Source organism: Vibrio sp. 1751 (assembly GCF_033339895.1).
GTDB classification, from domain to species: Bacteria; Pseudomonadota; Gammaproteobacteria; order Enterobacterales; family Vibrionaceae; genus Vibrio; species Vibrio alginolyticus.
Genome location: NZ_JAWOVM010000073.1, coordinates 1 through 21,976, shown reverse-complemented (window position 1 = coordinate 21,976; position 21,976 = coordinate 1). Strand labels below are relative to the sequence as shown.

The 21,976-nt window shown below is 44.0% G+C and carries 19 protein-coding genes and 1 tRNA gene; 9 read left to right on the top strand and 11 right to left on the bottom strand.

Going from position 1 to position 21,976, the window contains the following annotated elements; genetic code table 11:
• Nucleotides 1-7 precede the first annotated feature (7 nt).
• Nucleotides 8-1,003 carry a type I glyceraldehyde-3-phosphate dehydrogenase gene (gap, locus tag R7041_RS18370; RefSeq protein WP_005380697.1) on the bottom strand — a complete coding sequence of 332 codons (996 nt, stop codon included), beginning with the start codon at nucleotides 1,001-1,003 and terminating at the stop codon, nucleotides 8-10.
• Between the two features lie 337 nt (nucleotides 1,004-1,340).
• Here gap and msrB point away from each other — a divergent pair, with 337 nt between their 5' ends.
• Complete coding sequence (msrB, locus tag R7041_RS18365) at nucleotides 1,341-1,748, top strand: peptide-methionine (R)-S-oxide reductase MsrB (RefSeq protein ID WP_005380698.1); 408 nt, start codon at nucleotides 1,341-1,343, stop codon at nucleotides 1,746-1,748.
• A gap of 116 nt (nucleotides 1,749-1,864) precedes the next feature.
• Here msrB and R7041_RS18360 read toward each other — a convergent pair whose 3' ends face one another.
• Entirely contained in the window at nucleotides 1,865-2,686 is an 822-nt protein-coding gene (locus tag R7041_RS18360) for a DUF2989 domain-containing protein (RefSeq protein ID WP_206949291.1), read from the bottom strand.
• A gap of 101 nt (nucleotides 2,687-2,787) precedes the next feature.
• On the opposite strand from R7041_RS18360, the gene R7041_RS18355 reads away from it, so the two are divergent.
• Nucleotides 2,788-3,072, top strand: a complete 285-nt coding sequence (locus R7041_RS18355; RefSeq protein ID WP_005380700.1) for a YeaC family protein — start codon at nucleotides 2,788-2,790, stop codon at nucleotides 3,070-3,072.
• A gap of 95 nt (nucleotides 3,073-3,167) precedes the next feature.
• Here R7041_RS18355 and ansA read toward each other — a convergent pair whose 3' ends face one another.
• Both ansA and sppA read right to left on the bottom strand, forming a co-directional pair.
• The gene (gene ansA / locus R7041_RS18350; protein ID WP_017635822.1) at nucleotides 3,168-4,181 is read right to left on the bottom strand and encodes an asparaginase; all 1,014 of its coding nucleotides are present in this window, start codon (nucleotides 4,179-4,181) and stop codon (nucleotides 3,168-3,170) included.
• A 164-nt stretch (nucleotides 4,182-4,345) separates the two neighbouring features.
• Nucleotides 4,346-6,196 carry a signal peptide peptidase SppA gene (sppA, locus tag R7041_RS18345; protein WP_005380705.1) on the bottom strand — a complete coding sequence of 617 codons (1,851 nt, stop codon included), beginning with the start codon at nucleotides 6,194-6,196 and terminating at the stop codon, nucleotides 4,346-4,348.
• A gap of 224 nt (nucleotides 6,197-6,420) precedes the next feature.
• On the opposite strand from sppA, the gene R7041_RS18340 reads away from it, so the two are divergent.
• A complete protein-coding gene (locus R7041_RS18340) occupies nucleotides 6,421-8,433 on the top strand; it encodes an NADPH-dependent 2,4-dienoyl-CoA reductase (RefSeq protein ID WP_169628456.1) in 2,013 nt (670 codons plus the stop codon).
• 59 nt (nucleotides 8,434-8,492) lie between these two features.
• Here the strand turns inward: R7041_RS18340 and R7041_RS18335 are convergent, their stop codons facing one another.
• On the bottom strand, nucleotides 8,493-9,809 hold the full coding sequence (locus R7041_RS18335) for an MFS transporter (protein ID WP_031780932.1): 1,317 nt from the start codon (nucleotides 9,807-9,809) through the stop codon (nucleotides 8,493-8,495).
• Between the two features lie 173 nt (nucleotides 9,810-9,982).
• Here R7041_RS18335 and R7041_RS18330 point away from each other — a divergent pair, with 173 nt between their 5' ends.
• Entirely contained in the window at nucleotides 9,983-10,531 is a 549-nt protein-coding gene (locus R7041_RS18330; protein ID WP_005380711.1) for an NAD(P)H nitroreductase, read from the top strand.
• A gap of 103 nt (nucleotides 10,532-10,634) precedes the next feature.
• Nucleotides 10,635-12,602: a DNA topoisomerase III gene (locus R7041_RS18325; protein WP_171342838.1), complete on the top strand. Its 1,968-nt coding sequence runs from the start codon at nucleotides 10,635-10,637 to the stop codon at nucleotides 12,600-12,602.
• A gap of 44 nt (nucleotides 12,603-12,646) precedes the next feature.
• Here R7041_RS18325 and R7041_RS18320 read toward each other — a convergent pair whose 3' ends face one another.
• Nucleotides 12,647-12,853, bottom strand: a complete 207-nt coding sequence (locus R7041_RS18320; protein WP_005380717.1) for a hypothetical protein — start codon at nucleotides 12,851-12,853, stop codon at nucleotides 12,647-12,649.
• Between the two features lie 183 nt (nucleotides 12,854-13,036).
• Complete coding sequence (locus R7041_RS18315; protein ID WP_206949290.1) at nucleotides 13,037-13,726, bottom strand: SDR family oxidoreductase; 690 nt, start codon at nucleotides 13,724-13,726, stop codon at nucleotides 13,037-13,039.
• A gap of 273 nt (nucleotides 13,727-13,999) precedes the next feature.
• Between R7041_RS18315 and R7041_RS18310 the strand changes: the two genes are divergently transcribed.
• On the top strand, nucleotides 14,000-14,923 hold the full coding sequence (locus R7041_RS18310; RefSeq protein ID WP_206949289.1) for a histone deacetylase: 924 nt from the start codon (nucleotides 14,000-14,002) through the stop codon (nucleotides 14,921-14,923).
• A 194-nt stretch (nucleotides 14,924-15,117) separates the two neighbouring features.
• Here the strand turns inward: R7041_RS18310 and R7041_RS18305 are convergent.
• The 3 genes from R7041_RS18305 to R7041_RS18295 form a co-directional block, all read right to left on the bottom strand.
• A tRNA-Ser gene (locus R7041_RS18305) sits at nucleotides 15,118-15,208 on the bottom strand.
• 154 nt (nucleotides 15,209-15,362) lie between these two features.
• Nucleotides 15,363-17,171, bottom strand: a complete 1,809-nt coding sequence (locus R7041_RS18300; RefSeq protein WP_005380721.1) for a DUF3413 domain-containing protein — start codon at nucleotides 17,169-17,171, stop codon at nucleotides 15,363-15,365.
• Nucleotides 17,172-17,193: 22 nt separating this feature from the next.
• Nucleotides 17,194-17,421, bottom strand: a complete 228-nt coding sequence (locus R7041_RS18295) for a YejL family protein (RefSeq protein ID WP_005380722.1) — start codon at nucleotides 17,419-17,421, stop codon at nucleotides 17,194-17,196.
• An 85-nt stretch (nucleotides 17,422-17,506) separates the two neighbouring features.
• Between R7041_RS18295 and yejK the strand changes: the two genes are divergently transcribed.
• The 3 genes from yejK to R7041_RS18280 all read left to right on the top strand — a co-directional run bounded on the left by yejK (nucleotide 17,507) and on the right by R7041_RS18280 (nucleotide 21,184).
• Nucleotides 17,507-18,505: a nucleoid-associated protein YejK gene (gene yejK, locus R7041_RS18290; RefSeq protein WP_005380723.1), complete on the top strand. Its 999-nt coding sequence runs from the start codon at nucleotides 17,507-17,509 to the stop codon at nucleotides 18,503-18,505.
• Between the two features lie 82 nt (nucleotides 18,506-18,587).
• Nucleotides 18,588-19,916: an Hpt domain-containing protein gene (locus R7041_RS18285; RefSeq protein ID WP_206949288.1), complete on the top strand. Its 1,329-nt coding sequence runs from the start codon at nucleotides 18,588-18,590 to the stop codon at nucleotides 19,914-19,916.
• A 104-nt stretch (nucleotides 19,917-20,020) separates the two neighbouring features.
• On the top strand, nucleotides 20,021-21,184 hold the full coding sequence (locus tag R7041_RS18280) for a hypothetical protein (RefSeq protein ID WP_005380725.1): 1,164 nt from the start codon (nucleotides 20,021-20,023) through the stop codon (nucleotides 21,182-21,184).
• A gap of 90 nt (nucleotides 21,185-21,274) precedes the next feature.
• Here R7041_RS18280 and R7041_RS18275 read toward each other — a convergent pair.
• Nucleotides 21,275-21,976, bottom strand: a 702-nt coding sequence (locus R7041_RS18275; protein WP_318128674.1) for a Na+/H+ antiporter NhaC family protein, incomplete at its 5' end; no start/stop codon positions are given.

Here is a 21,976-nt window from a genome sequence, read left to right as displayed (position 1 = left end):
TTTCTAATTACTTAGAGATGTGAGCGATTAGGTCTAGAACTTTGTTTGAGTAACCGATTTCGTTGTCGTACCAAGATACAACCTTAACGAATTTGTCAGTTAGCGCGATACCAGCTTTAGCATCGAATACTGAAGTGCAAACTTCGCCGATGAAGTCTTGAGATACAACTGCATCTTCAGTGTAGCCTAGAACGCCTTTTAGTTCGCCTTCAGAAGCTTCTTTCATCGCTTTACAGATGTCTTCGTAAGAAGCACCGTTAACTAGGTTAACAGTTAGGTCCACTACAGAAACGTTAGCAGTTGGTACGCGGAAAGCCATACCAGTTAGTTTGCCGTTTACTTCTGGAAGTACAACGCCTACAGCTTTAGCAGCACCAGTTGAAGATGGGATGATGTTTTGAGAAGCACCACGACCACCGCGCCAGTCTTTAGCAGAAGGACCATCTACAGTTTTTTGAGTTGCTGTAGTTGCGTGAACTGTAGTCATAAGACCAGATTCGATACCGAACTTGTCGTTAAGAACTTTAGCGATAGGCGCTAGACAGTTAGTAGTACAAGAAGCGTTAGAAACGATGTCTTGACCAGCGTAAGTGTCGAAGTTTACGCCGTTAACGAACATTGGAGTAGCGTCTTTAGAAGGACCAGTTAGTACAACTTTTTTCGCGCCAGCAGTGATGTGCTTACGTGCAGTCTCGTCAGTTAGGAAAAGACCAGTTGCTTCAGCTACAACGTCAACACCGATTTCGTCCCATTTTAGGTCTTCAGGGTTGCGCTCTGCAGTAACACGTACAGTTTTACCGTTAACGATTAGGTTACCGCCTTCAACTTCAACAGTACCGTTGAAACGGCCGTGAGTTGAGTCATACTTAAGCATGTATGCCATGTAATCTACATCGATAAGGTCGTTAATACCTACTACTTCGATGTCGTTGCGCTCTTGCGCTGCACGGAATACGAAACGACCGATACGGCCAAAACCGTTAATACCTACTTTGATAGTCATTATAGTTGCTCCACAACTTAATTTCTGATTAAAGATAACTGGTAGTAAAATTACAGAATCCAGTAAACATCTGCAAGTGATAATCGGACTTAACTTGTTTAAAGTCAAAAAAAAGCGACGCTTTTTTTAACAATTCTTTGCAAATGTACGTTTTTTAAACTTTTAACTGATTCTTCTGTAGCCCAGTTGGCGTAATATAACTGGTGAGATAAGTGCTCTTATCAAATTAATTACGCATGGTGTCCTGGTGAGAAAGTATGTGCTACAACTGTTAAGAGAAGCAAGTTTTTTGCTAAAAAAGTCAATACCAAGAACAGTAAATAAGGAGCCGAAAGTCGTGGAACAAAGCGGGAAAAAAGTGACGAAGTCAGATGAACAGTGGCGTGAGCAACTGTCTGATGAAGAGTTCCGTGTTTGCCGAGAGCAAGGTACAGAGCCTCCTTTCAGCGGTAAGCTACTGCATAATAAGGAAACTGGTGTTTATGCTTGTACTTGTTGTAATGCCCCTCTCTTTGTCTCTGATAACAAGTATGACTCTGGCTGCGGATGGCCAAGTTTTGATGCGCCTATCAACGATCAAGCGGTGCGCTATTTAGAAGATCTAAGTCACGGAATGGTACGTACAGAGATTCGTTGTGCAACGTGTGATAGCCATCTAGGGCACGTTTTTGAAGATGGCCCACAGACCACAGGAGAGCGTTTTTGTGTTAATTCTGTGTCGTTAATTTTCAACAAATCAGAATAATAACGACAAAATTGTGCTCGAGATGTTTTATCCTTTCAGGATGATTCATGCTCAACGGTGATCTGAGTGTCGCTCGACTTAAATAAAAACTCCCGCTCATTGCGGGAGTTTTTCGTTTATATCTCACTGGGTATCATTGCTGGGGAATAGATACCTTTCTCTATGGCTTTCGCCACCGATTCGGCTAATTCATCCAACTGCTTATATCGCTCTGGATGACTGAAATTGAACATACGTTGGAGCTGCTTTTCATCAGCAAGCAGTACGTCGAATCTCTTCGCGACCATTGCCCATAGATACGCTTGCTCTTTGTCTCCAAGCCCCTGATGAATACTTGCCATTGACTTGAGAATGACCGGATTGATGTTGTCTTCATCAGATAAAGACAACGCGTTATTAAGAAGCTCCAGGGTTTTCTTGGTATCTCGGTTGGTATAAAAAGTGGCTAATGCATATTGCATCTCAGCATTATTTAATTGGGGAGACCCTTCCATTTGTAAAAATGCGCGCCGAGCTTGAGTATCTCCCGTTTGAGACCATAAGAAATACAAAGTAGCCGGGTCTTCTGAGCCTTTTAACTCGTTTACAATGCGCTCTAGCTCATCAATACTGTGTACCAATGCATTAAAGCGTTGTCTTTTGAGAGCACTTTGATCAATAGGGGTGATCTGGGAGGCGAGTTCTAAGCATTTCCTATATTCAGCGACCAGACCGTATTCGATGATTTGGTTTGCTTCCGATGGGTTTTTCAATTGCTCAAACCGATGCCAAACCAAATTTGTTCTTGGAATTCGACATTGGCCGTCATCCATATTGAGCTGCTCGCAACGCAGTTCTGGTGTTTTTTGGCACAACTCTTCGGTTGTCACGTTACCTTCAAAACAGCCCGATAGCACAAAACATGCGAGGCTGAGAAGTAACCAGTTTGTTCTTTTCATGGCTTTGCTTGTGATCCGTTACACCAATTCATTTTCGTATTCTTGACTCAGTTTCTTAACCCGTTATGTTCTGTAAATAGAATGTAATAAGAAGGTACACTATGGACGCAGAACAACTATTACAAGCGATGACTCCAGAAGTTTATGATCGCTTAGTCTATGCAGTAGAAACGGGAAGATGGCCTGAGGGTACAACACTTTCTAAAGAGCAGCGAGATTCGTGTATGCAAGCTGTGATGTTGTATCAATCAAAACATAATACTGATGCGCAGCATATGACGGTTGCAGCCGGTGGTGAAATCAGTTTTAAATCAAAACAAGAGCTTAAAAAACAATTCAGCGGAGAAGAGAGCGATATTGTTCGTGTGAATCCGAACATTGATTAATCCTTACGCCTTATTTCTCAAAATTTTATTATTTTGATTTTGAAAGAAAAAAGCCCAAATTGTATTGGGCTTTTTAGATCGCAGAAAGCTTGAACTTACAGGCTCATTTCACCACGCAGTACTTGTTGCATTCTCTCTTTTACTTCTTCGTAAGAAAGGTTTTGGCTTAGAAGGTAGTGTAGTTTTGCCAGCGCCGCTTCGGGCGTCATGTCAAAGCCACTGATAACACCAGAGTCTGCGAGCGCACAACCTGTGGCATATCCGCCCATATTCACTTTACCTGCCAAACACTGAGTTAGGTTTACGACAATAACGCCGCGCTCAGAGGCTTCTTTCAGGTGACCAAGCAGCTCAGGGTTTTGAGGAGCATTGCCGACACCAAAAGTCAGAAGAATCATCGCATTCACGGGCTGACGAAGCGTGTTGCGGATAACTTCGTGTGAAATACCAGGGTACATGGTGATCACACCGATTGGTTGTGGCGTGATGTTGTGAACCTTAAACTCACCTTCTGGTTGTGCACCAACGGTTACGCTGTTGCTAACTTGAATATTGATCCCAGCTTCCAATAGTGGAGGAAGGTTTGGTGAAGTAAAGGCATTAAAACCGTCAGCATGAGATTTTGTGCTGCGGTTACCACGCATCAATTGATTATTGAAGAACAAAGTTACTTCGTTGATCGGGTAGTTTGCCGCAATATGTAGCGCGTTTAATAGGTTTGCTTGGCCGTCAGAACGCAGCTCTGCGAGAGGGATTTGTGAACCCGTTACAATCACTGGCTTACCAAGGTTTTCAAGCATGAAAGACAATGCTGACGCTGTGTACGCCATGGTGTCAGTACCATGTAGGATAACGAAACCATCGTATTTGTCATAGTTGTCACGAATATCATTCGCAATCTGCTGCCAGTCAGCAGGTGTCATATCTGATGAGTCAATCAGAGGGTCGTATTCGTGGATGGTGTAATCCGGCATTTCAGGACGATGGAATTCGGGCATGCTTGCTAATTGCTTTTCCATAAAGCCAGCAACAGGCACATAGCCGTGGTCGGATTTTTGCATTCCGATGGTACCACCGGTGTAAGCGATGTAGATGTGTTTTCTAGTCATCGTTTTTTCTTTCGTGTAGGGGAACAGAGGCGGGGATTATATACCTAAATAACCTTGAGATGCGAGGCTATACGCACAGCATCAGAAAGTCATCTGAGGAGATGCAAAGCCTAATAAAAAGGGCACTTCAAGTAGAAGTGCCCTTTGTAATATTAATGGAAAAACTACTGCACTTGGCAGTTCAAACAAAATGCGTATTGACCTTTAGGATCGTTGAAGCTTTGGAGCAAGCTTGCGTCTTGTTCGAATTGTTGAGCTACGGGTTGAAGACTTTTTGGTAGCAAGCTTGTTGCATCAATACCTAGAGAGACTTTTACCTGTTTCATAAACTCTTGTAGAAATAGTTCAGTAGGTGAAAGAGGCTCTTCTACCCAGTAAATGCCGTAATCGGTTACGTTCGCTAGTTTCGCCGCTAGCTCTACAGCATCATCAAAGTCACCCATTTGATCGACAAGACCAAAGGATAGTGCATCTTGGCCAGTCCAAACTCGACCTTGAGCAACTTTGTCAACTTCCTCTAGAGACATATCGCGATTCTCGCCAACTAGAGAAATAAAGCGCTTGTAACCGTGTTCGATACCTAATTGGAACACTTGAGACGCGCCCTCAGAAAGGCCAGTGGTAATACCGTCACCTGAGAACGGCGATGTGCCAACGCCATCAGTATTAATACCTAACTTGCTAAAGCCTTTTTCAAACGTGGTGATGACACTAAATATACCAATGGAGCCCGTCAGGGTTGTTGGCTGAGCAACGATTTTGTCTGCGCTCATTGAAATCCAATAACCACCAGAAGCGGCCAAACTCGACATGGATACAACAACCGGCTTACCTGCTTGCTTCAGAGCTTCTACTTCGTTACGAATCACTTCAGAAGCAAAGGCACTGCCTCCTGGACTATCTACTCGTAATACGACCGCTTTCACTTTTTCATCATTGCGTGCTTGACGCAGCAAGCTTGCGACCGTGTCACCACCAACAGTTCCGCGAGGTTGTTGACCGTCCATAATCGCGCCACTGGCTAGAACAACGGCGATGTCGTGCTGAGGTAGTGTGTAATCGGGACGAATCGTTGCAAGGTAGTCGTAGTAACCAATCGCGTTGTAGCTGTCTTTGCCGTCACTACCAAACTGTTTTGCAAATAGAGTGCGAATGTCTTGGCGTGTCGCAAGTTCATCCACTAGCCCCAGTTTGACTGCGAGCTGAGCAATATCGCCATTTACAGACTTCATCTCGTTAATCAGCTCATCCATGGTTGGATTAAGCACTTTCGCATCAATGTTTCGGTTTGTTGTTACGTCATCAACAAAAGCACTCCACAATTGAGTAACCCAGCGTGTTGCTGACTCTTTCGCCGCATCGGACATGTCATCACGAATAAACGGTTCGATAGCGGATTTATAAGTACCTACGCGAAAAACATGAGTGGAAACGTCAAGCTTTTCAAGTAACGTTTTGTAGTACATTGAGTAAGCGCTGTAACCTTTAATCAATACACCACCATCAGGTGCCAGATAAACTTTGTCAGCGTAACTTGCCAAGTAATATTGGCTTTGGTTGTAGAAATCACCTACGGCGTAAACGGGTTTGCCTGACGCTTTAAATTCGTTCAACGCTTTCGCGATGTAACGTAGTTTCGTGAGATTTGTTTCTGGCATGTCTCGCAGTGCTAGCACTAATCCAGATACTTTAGGATCGTCTTTCGCGTAGCGAATAGTATCAACGATATCGAAAAGGACGTTTTCTTTCGGTAACTCATTACCCAAAAGGGAACCAGCAAAAGAGTCCATTGGGTTTACATAACGTCTTTGTTCGACAATTGGGCCTGAAAGGTTCATCACCAATGCCGATTCTTTTTCGACGACAGGTTGACCGTCTCCGGTATAAGTAAAGGCAAAGTAGAAAACGGCAATCATCAGCAAGAAAATTAGGTTTGCCAGTGCGAGTCTGATGAAAGTGATACTTTTCCATATCCCTTTAAATATCAAACCAATAAATTTGAAGAGTTTTTTCATCTTGTCTCCATAACGAGATAGTTACGCCGAGTCTAACAAAGTATGGGTTCTTATCTCTAAGATCTCAAAAGATAACATTTTTTTAGCTTATCACGACCACTCAACAATTGGCATATTTTCACACGAGATTGATCGGTGTTACAAAAATGTAAACGCTTGTTTGATTTTTTGGTTGAGCAGGCTTAATCTGGTCAGACCATGATAATAACAATGGATGTTAAGTGATGTCTGCCATGTACCCAAACCTATTAAAGCCACTGGATCTCGGTTTCACACAATTACGAAACCGAGTTCTGATGGGATCAATGCACACGGGCTTAGAAGAGCACAAAGAAGGATTACAGAAGCTCGCTGCTTTTTATGAAGAACGCGCGAAAGGCGGTGTCGGACTGATTGTAACCGGAGGTTTTTCTCCTAACTTACGCGGTCGTTTACACCCGTTGAGTGCTGAATTCAGCAAGCCAAAACATGCTAAAGCCCACAAAGTTGTGACAGAAGCGGTGCACAAGCACGGTGGTAAAATTGCGTTGCAAATTCTCCATGCTGGGCGTTATGCAATGCATCCATTCTCGCAAAGTGCATCTGGCATTAAAGCGCCAATTGCAAAGTTTGCTCCGAGTGAAATGAGCGACCGCCAGATAAAGAAAACCATCGACGCGTTTGCTAATAGTGCGGAGTTAGCACAGCTTGCTGGTTATGATGGCGTCGAGTTAATGGGCTCGGAAGGTTACTTGATAAACCAATTCTTATGTAAACGTACTAATATGCGTTACGACGAATGGGGTGGCAGCTATAAAAAACGTATGCGTTTTCCGCTAGAAATTGTTAAAGCGGTACGCAAGGCGGTAGGTGACAAGTTCATCATCATCTTCCGTCTTTCTATGCTGGATCTTGTCGAGCAGGGCAGCACTTTTGAAGACGTTATCGAATTGGCGAAAGCACTTGAAGAGGCTGGCGTCACGATTATTAATACGGGTATCGGTTGGCATGAGGCTCGAATTCCGACAATTGCGACTCAAGTACCACGCGGTGCGTTTACATGGGTTACGGAAAAAGTTAAACCTCACGTTTCGGTTCCTATTATCACTTGCAACCGTATAAATACGCCAGATGAAGCAGAACGTATTTTATCTTCAGGTCATGCCGACATGGTTTCGATGGCGCGCCCATTCTTGGCCGATCCTTACTTTGTTGCTAAAGCCGAACAGGAAAAAGCGCAGCTTATTAATACGTGTATTGGTTGTAATCAGGCGTGTCTAGATAACGTGTTTAAAGGTAAGCGCGCCAGTTGCTTAGTGAACCCTCTAGCGTGCTATGAAACCGAAATTGTTGTTGAACCAGCCTTTAAAAAGAAAAACATTGCAGTTGTTGGTGCTGGCCCTGCGGGCTTGGCTTGTGCGACCACACTGGCTGAACGTGGCCATAAGGTTGATTTGTTCGAAAAGAACGACCGCATCGGTGGTCAGTTCCGTCTTGCGATGCAGATCCCTGGTAAGGAAGAGTTTCGAGAGACGATACGATATTTCGCTAACCGTATTGATGAAACAGGCGTGAATCTGCACTTATCGACGGAAGCGAACTATGACTTACTCACAGAGTACGATGAGATAGTGATGGCATCGGGTGTTGAGCCACGTAAAGTCAATATTGATGGAATTGATAACCCAGAGAAAGTCGTCGACTATCAAACTCTCATTCGAGACAAAACGCCAGTCGGTGAGAAAGTGGCTATCGTTGGTGCTGGTGGCATTGGCGTAGATGTCGCGACCATGCTCACAGAGCCAGTTGGACAAACGTTGGATGACTGGTTGCATGAATGGGGAATCGACAAAGAGATGTCTCAGCCGGGTGGTTTATACCCTTACCCTGATGCGGTCAGCGATAAAGAAGTCTGGGTACTTCAGCGTCGTAAAGGTCGTGTAGGTAAAGGTCCGGGTAAAACGACAGGTTGGATCCATAAACGTACCCTTGAAAAACGGGGCGTACATTTAATCGGCGGCGTGTCTTACGATAAAATTGATGATCAAGGTTTGCACATTCATGTAGACGGAAGCGCGCAGGTACTTAATGCAGACAAAGTTATCATTTGTGCTGGGCAAGAGTCTGTACGTCCGTTTGAAGATAAATGGTCTGAACTTGGAGAGAAGATTCATATCATTGGCGGAGCTGACCATGCGGGTGAACTTGATGCTGTGCGTGCGATTCGTCAAGGTGTTAAATTGGCGGTAAAACTCTAGCCTTTTAATGTGTGTTTACCATAAAAGCTGCGCTTTGAGCGCAGCTTTTTTGTATAGAACTAGTCACTGATATCTGGCAGTTGTTTGGCCATTACCACGCCAGCAAAAGTAATAAAAGAGAACACTAACACCACAGCTGAAAGGCTCAAGAAGTTCGACATAACACCAAGAGAGCTCATTAGAAGCAGCATTATCCCAACCACTGTGTTACTCACGGCTACATAGCTCGTCCGTTTGTCACCTTCTGCGATATCAACTAAATAGGTTTTTCGTCCGACTCGTATTCCGTCGTGGGCAATACAAACACAAAAGTAAAGCAGAGGAATCACGAATAGGAAGCTTTGGCTAGCGGTGATCCATGTATCGTAAACAAATAACACAATACCAAGTAGCGCGCTCATCATTGCGCCGATGACCATCACACTGCGGCTAGAGCGATCGGACATTCTTCCCCAGAAAGGACCTGACACAAAGGAGGCCAAGCCACTCGCAAACATAAAGAGAGCTAGCACCCAGAGCTGTCCACCCAGAGATTGCTGTGCCAGCACAACGTAGTACGGTGCACTCAGCGCAGAACATAAAAATAGTGTCCGCGTGATAACGAATCGACGAAAGGTCACGTCTGTCTTAAGTAACGCGAGTTGTTTAAATGCTTCGAGGACGCCATTTCGACCACCGTCTACCTCACCGGCATACTCATTAATTCGCGCATAGACGAATGCCGCGATGAGCCATATGACGCCCGCTAAGCCTAAACTCAGACCGTAAAAGCGCTCTGTCGGCTCTACGTCCCATAACCAGGCTAGTGCCAGAAGGCTAGCGAAAAGCAGCGTAACCAGGCCAGCAGCGCTTGAAGACCAGCCGTTGACTTGACCTCGTTGGTTTTTAGGGATGGTTTTGCCCAATACATCTTTTGATGCGACGGAATTTAAACCGCGTGAGAGGCTGAAGATCACAAGACATGCAATCACACCATAACCCGCAGCTGCTCCTGTTAGAGTTAATGCGACCAATCCGATTGCAAATATGGAAAGAGCCTGCAAGATGCTGCCAATTACCCAGACCCATTTTCTTACTGGAATGCGTCGGATGTAGTGCGCGATGCTAAGTTGTGGGATAAGGGATCCTGACTCACGAATAGGAACCAGCCAACCAATTAAATAAACCGGTGCCCCGAGACTTTGTAGTATCCACGGCAACGTGACTTTAGGGTTGATTAACGCATCGCCGACCTTCGTTAAAAACTGAGCGAGAATGATTTTAAGAAAGTTGCCGGGAACTTGATGACAAGCTGATTCAGGAATCGCCTTACAGGCACGGGCATCTTCGTCATTAACGATCTTTTCGTAAATGCTGTTTTGTTTGTCCTTGTTCATCAACCTGCCTATGTTCAACTTATTCATTTCGCGAATAAATTAACATTAAACCCAGATTGATGTTAAGTGAAGCACGTTATCAAGCCCACAGAAAACCGGTTGTTATTCGCAGGAGCAGATTGTGCTAAAGTGGCGTAAACAAAATAACAACGATATTCAATAAGGATTCTTTCATGGACGCTCTCGATCTTTTGCTCAATCGCCGATCTATCGCGAAGTTATCCGCGCCTGCTCCAGAAGGTAAAGCACTTGAGAACATCATTCGTGCTGGCCTTCGTGCGCCTGACCATGCGGGATTAACCCCTTGGCGTTTCGTTATCGCACAGGGCGATGGTTTGAAAAAACTGTCAGATATATTGGTAAAAGCGGCAGAAGCTGAAAATAGTGATGAAGCGGTGGTCGAAAAGGTAAAGAATGCCCCATTTCGCGCACCAATGGTGATCACGGTGATTGCTAAAGTAACAGAACATGAGAAAGTACCAGCACTAGAGCAACACTTATCTGCGGGATGCGCTGTACAAGCGATGCAAATGGCAGCCGTAGCGCAAGGCTTTCAAGGGTTTTGGCGCTCAGGTAAGTGGATGTTCCATCCAGAAGTTCATCAAGCATTTGGTTTAGAGGGTGACGATGAGATTGTTGGTTTCTTGTACTTAGGCACGCCTGGTTGTACACCGATGAAAGTTCCTGAGCGTGACCTTTCTCAGTTTGTTGAATTCCTATAACTAAAAACTTAAATAAACTGACTGTTTATTTATACAGTTTTTCTTGATTTATTAGGGCTACATTCGATAATGTGGCCCTAATTATATTTATTTCCAAAACGTTATGTCTCGTCTGTTTATTGCTGAAAAACCAAGTTTAGGCCGTGCGATTGCCGCTGCACTGCCAAACCCTCAAAAGAAAGATCAAGGATTCATCCGCTGTGGGAACGGGGATATCGTTACTTGGTGTATCGGCCACTTACTCGAACAAGTCGAACCCGACGCTTACGATGAGCGTTATAAAAAGTGGAATATGGCAGATTTACCAATTGTTCCGCAGCAATGGCAGCTCAGACCGAGGAAAAGTGCAAGTAAGCAATTAACAGTGATTCGTAAATTGCTCAAAGAAGCTAACGAAGTCATTCATGCAGGAGACCCAGATCGAGAGGGTCAGCTGTTAGTTGATGAAGTTCTGGACTATTGCAAGTTATCTAAAACCAAGAAGGAATCTACACAGCGTTTGTTGATTTCCGACTTGAACTTACCTGCGGTTAAACGTGCTCTCAGCTCTATGCGCAGTAATCGCGAGTTTATCCCACTTTCAGTTTCAGCATTGGCCCGCTCTCGGGCTGATTGGCTGTATGGTATGAACATGTCTCGTGCTTATACCTTGCTTGGTCAAAAAGCAGGGTATCAAGGTGTTCTCTCGGTAGGGCGAGTGCAAACGCCAGTTCTTGGCTTAGTGGTGCGTCGTGATGAAGAAATCGAAAACTTTGTCCCGAAGGACTATTTTACCCTACATGCTCTGATCCCATATCAAGATGCCAATGGTACTTTTGATATTCGTGCTCGTTGGAAGCCAAGTGAGGCATGCAAGCCTTGGCAGGACGAAGAAGGTCGAGTATTAAACCGTAAGTTGGTAGAAAATGTTGCAAACCGTATTGCAAATCAACCCGCAAAAGTGACAGAGTCGGAACAAAAGCAAACCAAGCAATCAGCACCATTACCTTATTCGTTATCTGCTTTACAGATCGATGCCGCGAAGCGCTATGGTATGAGTGCGCAACAAGTACTAGATACTTGTCAGGCATTGTATGAAAAGCACAAGCTGATCACTTACCCGCGTTCAGATTGTCGCTATTTACCAATGGAACACTACTCACAAGCAGGGATGGTGACAACTGCTATTGCGAATAACGCAAAAGAGTTGCAAGTTGCCGTTCAGGGAGCAGACTTAACATTAAAGTCCAAAGCCTGGAACGATAAAAAAGTGGATGCGCACCATGCGATTATCCCTACACCGAAGCAAGCTAATGTGAATGCGCTTTCCGGCAATGAGATGAAAGTGTATCAATTGATTGCGCGCCAGTACCTCATGCAGTTCTATCCGGCGGCGGTTTACGCAGAAGCGAAATTGGTTTTCGATATCGCTGGTGGTACGTTTGTCGCGAAAGGTCGTCAGTTAGTTTCGCCGGGTTGGAAAGCGCTAATGGGCAAAACTGACAAGGAAGATGAAGGTATTGATGCCGTGCCACCGCTACCCGAAGGCACCGTGTTAACTTGTCGTGAAGGGGAAATAAAAGACCGAAAAACCGAGCCACCAAAGCATTTTACCGAGGCATCGCTGTTGCAAGCGATGACCGGGATCGCCCGTTATGTTGCGGATAAAGAACTGAAAAAAATCCTTCGTGACACTGATGGGCTAGGCACGGAAGCGACTCGCGCTGGTATTTTGGACACGCTGTTCAAACGCCAACTGCTTACGCGTCAAGGTAAGTCAATTCTCAGTTCTCCTGCGGGAAGAGGTCTCATTCATGCCTTGCCAGAAGATTCAACATACCCTGATATGACGGCTCATTGGGAGCACCAGTTACAAGGTATGGCAGAGAGAAATCAAGCATATCAGCCGTTCATGCAAGCACTGGAACAACGCATTGATAGCTTGATGGCACAAGTAAAAGCAGGGCCTATCCCTGATTCATTACGTCATCTACCCAAGGTGGAACGTCCTGCGTTTAAACGTAAAAAGCGCAGTTATTCAAAGAATGGTGGCGCGACTAAATCTCGTGCAACCAAAGGTAAGCAGGCATAGGACAAGCGCGGCGTAATTAAACTCCGCGCATGCTTGAAAATAGATTACTCGAACAGATCACCGTGGTTTTGGATCGCGCCTCTTACTTCACCTTGAGTTAACACGCGTTTGTCCAGTACCTCTTTCACCTGGTTGCCCAAGTCAACTAATGTATCTCGATTCGCTTGAGTTTGGCGTTTACCAGCACTTCTCAAGCAGTAATTTAGTTCGTGCTCTTCGCTAAAATTAACCAAATCCCTATCTGCTGCCATCGTGCTTTCTCCTTATTTGTTCTACTTTTTCCTAAGTCTGGATTGGATGTAGATAAATTCAAGTTAGATTGCACGAATTATGCTGGTGGATCACTGATGAACATTATGTTTGCCAACCAAGTCACGATTATGAAGCCTGGCTTTGATGATATTTGGTTTAGTGATGGTTGTGTCTTAATGCTGCTACCAAGGTAACTCAGTACCATCGTAGTTAATAAATCGACCTGAAAGCTGCGGTGTGCTCAGCTCTATCACGTTCGCTAGGCCTTGTGCGGAGGTTTGCGTATCTATCAAAGCATTTGGCCCGCCCATCGCCGTTTTTACCCAACCAGGGTGAAGCGCCAAAACAGTAAACCCTTCAGGTGTTAAATCATTACTTAAGCTTTTAACAACCGAGTTAAGCGCCGCTTTCGATGAGCGATAAATATAGCCGCCACCGGACGTATTTTCGGTCATACTGCCGACTTTTGATGAGATACAAGCAATCTTTTTTATCTTGCCTTGTTGTAAGCGAGGGTAACAGTACTCAACCAGTTTTAACGGAGCAATGGTGTTTACTTCGAAGACTTTACGCCATGCTTCTACGTCAGTATTTCCAAAGCCATATCCCTTGGGGCCGTAATATCCTGCATTATTGATGAGTAAGTCGATGGCAGGGAGTTTATCGGCAAGCTTAGCGACTTGTTCGTAGTGAGTGACATCCAGTTCGTGCAAAACCAGATTACTGAATTGTGAGGCTAGAGTTTGTAGTTCTGAACTGTTCTCTAAGGAACGGCTAGTAGCATGTACTTGGTGGCCTTGCTTCAGGTACAGCTCAGTTAAGCTAAGGCCAATGCCGCGATTTGCTCCGGTAATAAAGACGGTTTGACTCATACAAACACCTATTTTTTTTTTTGATTTCAGTTGAAAGTCATTGTGTTAGTTAAGCACAATAAAATCAACCAACCACCACGCACCAACAACAAGAGATGAAAATAGGGACAGGGCACAAAGAGAGCCAAACAGTGCGCCGAGAATAGCAAAGAAAGTAGAATTCATATGTATATTAAATTTAATTGATATTGAAAATCATTATCAATTAAATTGCGTTTTATTCAACCCTTTAAGTTGATACTATTTCGTTACCATTGTTATTAAGAATTTCTCATGCTGCCATTTATCTACCACCCGATTTATTCTCAACTTGAGTTGCCAGAGGGGCATCGTTACCCAATTATGAAATACCAGTACCTCTATGAATCGGTATTGGTGCATATGGAGAAAGATAACTGGAAAGAGCACGCGCAGTTTTTCCAGCCCGAAGCATTAACTGTTGGGGAAGTAAAACGTGTTCATGACGAGGAATACGTCGAGTTACTTGTTAGTGGAAACATGCCAGCTGCGAAGATGCGCCGAATAGGTTTTCCTTGGAGTGAGTCTCTCATTACCAGAACGCTAACTTCAGCAGCGGGCACGGCTCTGACCGCAAAAAAGGCACTTGAGTACGGTGTGGCCATTCATTTGAGTGGTGGGTATCACCACGCACACAAAGAGTTTGGCAGTGGTTTTTGTTTATTTAATGACTTAGTGATCGCGGCCAGGCAAGCGCTCGAAGTCGAGCATGTCGATAAAGTATTGATCATTGATAGTGATGTTCACCATGGGGATGGAACAGCAACTTTATGTGACGATGAGCCAGATATCATCACGCTTTCTTTCCACTGTGATAAAAACTTCCCAGCGAGGAAGCCTCAGTCTGACCTCGATGTGCCTTTGGTGCGAGGGACAGGTGATGAGGATTTTTTAATGGCGTTTAAAGAAGTGGTCGATATGGCACTTAATCTTCATCGCCCTGATTTAGTTATCTACGATGCTGGTGTCGATATACATCAAGACGATGAGCTTGGATATTTTGATGTTTCGACGCAAGGGATTTTAGAACGTGATAGATTTTTAATGCAAACAGTGAAATCTCGAGGTATCCCTGTCGCAGCTGTCGTTGGAGGTGGATATCGAACGAATCATGCTGACCTCGTCCCAATCCATTTGCAGCTTATCAATGCCGCTAAAGAAGTCTTTATTGATGAGTAGATACAACTAGATGTAAATATCAAATTGATCCAACACTGGAACGAACGAAAAGGGCATTAATTTTTTGTGGGTTCTTTCGGAGTGTGGCGGAGTGCTTAGTTGCGTTCAAGAAGTGGTAAGTGATTTGTACAAATCTTTTTAAGTCTGGAGATGCGAAAAAGCCCGCTAATTTCTTAGCGGGCTTTTTCTAAAAGTGGCGGAGAGATAGGGATTTGAACCCTAGATACGCTATTAACGTATGCCGGTTTTCAAGACCGGTGCTTTCAACCACTCAGCCATCTCTCCGTTGTTGAGGCGCATAATATAAGGCTTTGAAAATGTTGTAAACCCCTAGTTGAACTGATTGGATGTTTACTGCGCAAATTTGTGGTTTGTGTTGTTTAAATAAACAAAAACTCCCCAAAAAGGGGAGTTTGAATAGTATATGGATTGCTAGGTATTAATCGTTTTTAGAATAAAAACGCTGTAACTCAGTTAAACCTTGCATCAAAACTGGCAACTTCGGTGCATCATCTCGAAGTCGTTTGTAGTTTTTGTCATACAGCTTGTAGTTGCCAAACTTATCGATCACTGTGGTTTGTGAGCTAGTAATTAAGGCAAGCTCGCGAGTATCGCCCGCCAAGATCCAGCGACGACGACTTTCATCGAATAGGTTGCGACCACTACTGTAATCATATGGGTTGGAAGATACGCCGAGCATATCTTGCAACAGTGTAACTGAGAGGTCCAAGTGACTTGTGCTGTGATTAAATTCGCCAGCTAGCATTCCAGGCCAATGGATCACCATCGGAACTTGTAATTGATAACGGCTGTAGTTGCTGTTTGCTCCCCAGCTGTTCGTATTGGTTTCGTTAAATTCACTACCGTGATTAGAAGTGATGATTACGATGGTGTTTGTCAGTTGTCCCGTCGTTTCTAGTTCATCAATAATACCGGCGATAGTTCTATCCGCCGACTTCACTGCATATTCATAAGCTTTCTTGAATCGCTCACTTGCGGGCATTTCTTCGTCATTATTTGAAGGAATCGATTCAAAATTATCAACGGTGGTGACTTCGATGTAACTAAACCATGGCTGACTTGCTTTCTCTGCTAACCATGTATTCCAGTTTGCGATAGATTGTTTATCGGTATGAGCTTGCGTGCCATCTAGGTCTTCCGCTAAGTTCAAGTCGCGGAAAATAATTTCTGAGTAGAGATCATCTTCAAACCCACTGCCACTGAATAAACCAAAGTTGTAGCCCTGATCTTTCAGTACATCGAGCAATACTGGGGAAGCACCTTGCGCCTTGATGCTTGATGCATAACTGGTCGGTAAGCCATAGAACAAACCAAAGGCCCCGTATGTATCATTACTTGAGCTGTAATGATTACGGAAGTTCTGATTGTTTTCAGCAAACTCATAGAGGTTAGGCATCTCTTCTTGGTTCAGCGCATCCGCTCGTAAATTGTTTATGCTGATCATCAACACATTGAGCTTATTAACTCGGCGGTTAAACTCAAGCTTTTCAAGAGGGTAGTTGACTAACTCTACGTTGCCTTCGTTTTCTGCTAAACGTTTTAGATATTCCTCACGGTCAAGTAGACCATGTTTTTCCATAAAACTCTTCGCTGTCATCGGGTAAGACAACGGGAAGTTTGAACGCTGGCTAGTAATTGGGTTGTAAAAATACGCATCTGCCCAAATGTAAACCAAATGGCTGGTCATAAAGCTGAGGAAAAAGACGGCCGCGAGAGGGCGTCCTACGTGCTTATGAGATAGTTTGCGCTGTTTTCGCCATACCCATTCGGATAGTGCGAGTTGAATAAGGAAGATCAGCGGCATCACAACAAATAAATGTTGTAGGTCAGTGCTGAGTGCACTTTTGTCTTCGCTGAATAGTAACTCCCAGACGACGGGAGTTAAGTGCAAATTGATCGACTGATACGCTTGGGTATCAATTAATAATATGGTTTGCCCAACGGTTGCGAAAATCACTGCCACCAAACGGAACAATTTCCGCGATGGCAGGATAAACGTCAACGGGAATAGAACAAGCAAGTAAAGTGCGAAAACTAGAAAGCCAAAGTGACCAACCCAAGAAACCGCCAGATAAAACTGACCAAGTAACGTCTCGGGCCAAGGAGACTGAACAATGTAGCGTGTGCCTATCAACATCGATGCAACGATATTGAAGAATGCAAACCAGTGACCCCAACCAACTAGTCGAGATACACGTTCGCCGTATGAGTTTCCGCTGTCTACCATGTATGTGTTCTATTGTCCGTGATTAGTGTGTTTTTGGTGTTTCTAAAGAAGACATTAGCGCCTGAGCAAATTTTTCAGCAATCGCTTTGCGTTGTGAAGCAGCAACACGTTGATTTAAGACATTGGTTGCGATATTTCCGGCAATCATTAGCGTCAACTCAGGAGAAGCAGCATGTTTTTCAAGAACTGTTGCTACTTCAGCAAGAATTTTTTCTACTTGCTCGTCAGTATATTTAGATGTAATCGGCATAAAGACTCTAATAATGATAGTAAAAGCGGCTTATGATAACCTACAATGCCCATCAACTAAAACCTTGTAGCAAGATAAAATCACTATGAGTCTTCATCTTTCAAACGTTATTCTGCATCAACTGTGCAAAAACGATCAGGACGAGCTGGTTGTAAACTTTCGTCCAGCATCATTAGAGAACGATGCATCTACAGAAAACTTAGTCGCTGAGCTTCACCGAGTATTCCATTCTAAAGCTGGTAAAGGTTTTGGCGCTTTCCAGTCAGACAGCGAATTTCAATTTTGGCTTCAAGAAATGCGCAAAGGAGAGCGAGATTTTTACGACTTCTCACAAATTAGTGCAAATCGCTTGAAAGAAGAGTTGATTAAGTACCCATTTGCGGATGAAGGTATCTTGGTTTTCGCTGAGTATCAGAGTTTAGCAACGGACTACTTGTTCATCGGTATCTTACCAATGAATCAGAGTTTAAAAGTGACCGAAGGTTTGGACATCAGTGCGACAGATTACCTTGATATCACCAAAATGGATATTGCCGCACGCATCGACCTGTCGAGCTACGAGACCGACAAGGAATCCAATCGTTATCTGCAATACATTAAAGGACGCGTTGGCCGTAAAGTGGCGGACTTCTTCCTAGATTTTCTGCAAGCGGATATTGGCTTAGATACTAAACAACAAAACTTAGTGTTGATGCAGGCGGTGGATGATTTTTGTGCTGACTCGAAGCTAGAAAAGCAAGAAGTGAACGAGTACAAGAAACAAGTTTACGACTACTGCAATGAGCAAATTAAATCCGGTGATGAGGTTCAAATCTCAGAGCTTTCCGGAGAGCTTCCTCAAAGCCAAGATGGCACGAGCTTTATGGATTTCACCAAAGAGCAAGGGTACGAGCTTGAAGAGTCTTTCCCAGGTGATCGTGCGACGGTTCGCAAACTGACTAAATTTGTTGGAGCTGGTGGTGGTTTGAATATTAGCTTCGATAGTCTCTTACTTGGCGAGCGTATTTTTTATGATCCAGAGACGGATACCTTAACGATTAAAGGGACGCCTCCAAATCTAAAAGATCAGTTAAGTCGCAATTAAAATCATATCGTTAAATAAAGAGAGCAAACGGCTCTCTTTTTTTATGTGAATAAGAAACATCCATAGTATATGCTTGTAATTAATGGAGATATGCGAGGGGCAAGTGTTGCTGAAGCTAAAAGAAGGAATACGGCGGTTTGTTTGGTTCTGGTTCGTTTTGTGGTGTGTTTTAGCATTTGGCATTTGGCTGCAAGCCAAACAAACGATTCAAACGATTTCGACTGTAAATGAGTTAGGAAGTAAAGTTGAAGAAGTCAGGCACTTTTTTAACTTCGATCTGCCTTACCGTGTTAAACACGTCGACCAAATTTCACTGAAACTTCAGTTGGCTTATGCAGTTCGCTTACAGCTTGAAAGTGAGTTTTCTGAAGGGAAAATCACACCAGACATCACTCAATTACTTTATACGACCGACCGATTTTTAGAAAGTGCTCGAGCTTTTGTAAGAAGTGACAGTGAATTGGTTTCGTTAGCAGAACAGTTACGAAGCAGCCGTGCTCGAACAGAAAACTCTGAGCAAATTCAGGCAATGTACTATCGCTTAGGTGCGCTTGTTTTTGAGTCTGTCTTTAGTGACTCTGCAACGAATAGCGATACTTACCGTGACTTAGACCGACTTTTTATTGAATCAGAGACGCTCTCTCCCGAAGAGCGAAGCGCTCTTCAGCGCCAGCTTGCTCAAACCTCAAGCGCACTATCTGCTCAGGCACAGGGCAGTTATTTATCCAACCACCTGCTTAATCCAGATTTCCCGAACCAGTTAACTTCGATAAATGATCAGTTGGAACAGAAGCTAATGACTTTTATTGTTTGGTTGTCTGTAATCAGTGGTTTGCTCCTTTTCCTCATTTCATGGGGAGCCTTCTCCCCAAAAACGATTCAACCGATACCACTACCCAGAACCGATGATAAAAAGTCAGAGCAAGTTGGCGATGATGAAAATGGAGCTAACGCTGTTCCCTCAGCTCAGTCAGAAAATTTTCAAAACGTCCAAATGAACGAAGAAAGTTGTAATGAGGTGAATTCATCACAAGTGGAAGTAGTGGAACGTGAGCCGTACATAGATATCAATAAAATGTTAGATTCTCTGTCTGGTGACGAGGGCGCTGTGCGGATGTTACTGGAGGTCTTTATTCAGGACCACTCTGGCGATGGCACTAAAATGTATCAGCTGTTAGAAGAGGATAAAGAGCAAGCGCAAAGAGCCGCACACAGTCTTAAAGGGGTCTCAGGGAGTTTAGGTGCAATGCCATTGCACTGTATTTCGGGTGATATTGAACTGTTGATTAAACAAGGGCAAAAAGTGCCGGAAGAGAAGTTGGCATGTTTAGATGATGTCCTAAAACAAACCATACTTTTTGCTAATAATGTTCTCAATAGTGAAAAGATAACAGAAGCGCTAACAGATTGATATTGCTCTGACTTAATGTCATAAGAGTTGAGGTAATAAAGGCTCGAACTATATGACTTAGTTCGCTTTATTCCTGTTCTATACAATTTGTTAAAGGTGTTTTCATGTCCGTTCGCCGAATGTCTTCAATGATGTTGATAGGGCTGGTTATGATGCTTTCAGGGTGTTCCCTGCTCGAAGTCAAGATCGAGAGTCAAACCGTCCCTCTTACCAAACAAGAGCTCAATATGCGTCTTTTGACTCGTGAGTATGCGCAGCAGTTTTTTGCTCAGGTTGAGCAAGCAGCAGACGCACTACACGAACAATATGAGCCTCATGATAAAGTTCATCAATCTTATATTTTACTTTGGAAGATAAATGCTGAAGAAGGCATCCAAGCTTCTGCATACCAAGTGTCCCCAATGGCTGCACTGATTGATACATGGACTTTCACGCTACAAATGGAACAGTTCTTTACTACCGCTTCTGGTAATGAGCTCTTTGCGTCTGATGAGGCCAAGTTAGTTTCCGTTTATTTAGCGAAAGAGGTAGATAAACTGGCTCAATCTTTATTGAAGAAAGAAGCATACATCAAGACACAAACGTTTGTTGCAGAGTTCGCCAAGCAGCATCCATTCGCTGATTTAAGCATGATTAGGACTCCGGCTTACCGTAGGTGGTTAGATGCAAACCAAATTAGCGAAGAGGAAGCCGTTACAACGCTAGGCACGATGCCAGAAGCACTTGGGGATGTCTCTGATCGTCTAAGTCTGGTATCAGAGCAGACACCAAAAATTATGACGTGGAAAGCGCAGTTGTTGGCCTTGAATAGCTCTGCCAGTATCGAAAAAGTCAATGCGGCGCTCAATAGTTTGCAAGTTACCGCTGATTCGATGAGGGATTTTATCGATAACAACCCAGAGTACATGCGTTATTTGGCAGAACAAATGGCGCTGGAGTTACAACCTTTGGTTGACGATATCGATCAAAGGACGGAGGCGCGTTTATCTCAGTTGGGTGAAGAACGCCAAGCTATAGAGCTGATGGTTGCCAGAGAGCGCCAAGAAATCGCACAGATCATTACCCATGAGCGCGAGAAGTTTGCTCAAGATATGGATCGAGTGTCGCAAGAGGTTGTGAATCTCGCAATGACTAAGCTGATTGAACTTGTCAAAAGTACCATCATCTACTTTATTCTGTTCATTGCCGTTATATTCTTTGCACCGCTTGGCTTGGGCTATTGGTTTGGGAAGCGTGCAGCCGTGAAAACGCTAGTCAAACAAAGCTAACGATTTGTTTTGGAAATAAAAAAAGAGCGCTTTAAAGCGCTCTTTTTTAGTATTGAATTCGAAAGGGAGGTTCTTCCTATCTCTGCGAAGTTAAGCGGTTTGCTGCTTTAATTCGCCTTCAGCTTCTTCAACTGCTTCTGCTGTTGGTTCGCACTTATCAACAAACCAACCCATGTAAGAAGTGAAGATCGTTACGATGATACATACAAAACTCAGCCACATGAACGGGGCATAAGACAGTGTAGCAACACCCAAAATACTGGCCATGTAGATACCGTTGTCACTCCAAGGGACCATACCTGAGGTTAGCGTGCCGCCAAATTCTGCGTTACGAGACAAATTCTTACGTTTGTAGCCTAGACGGTCATAGTTCTTCGCACAGATTTTTGGGGTCAGGATAAGTGAAACGTACATCGCTGAACCAAATACGTTGCCCATAAAGGCCGTACCAATTGTGCTTGTTGCCAATGAACCTGCACTTTGAACGCGTTTTTCAAACAGCTTCGCGATAGTCTCTAGCACGCCTACTTTATCTAGTAGACCACCAAAACCAAGGCCAAATACGATAACCGCTACCGACCCAAGCATTGAAGACATGCCGCCACGGTTAAGGATTGAGTCAATGAAATCTACGCCAGATGAGATTGCAAACGGAGCCCAAGCCGTGTTGAACGCGGTTAGGAAATCGACATCTTGGATCATCACTGCCCAAATAATACCTAGCAGAGAACCAAAACTGATCACTGGGAATGAAGGCATACGCATCGCTAGAAGTGACAATACGATGATCAC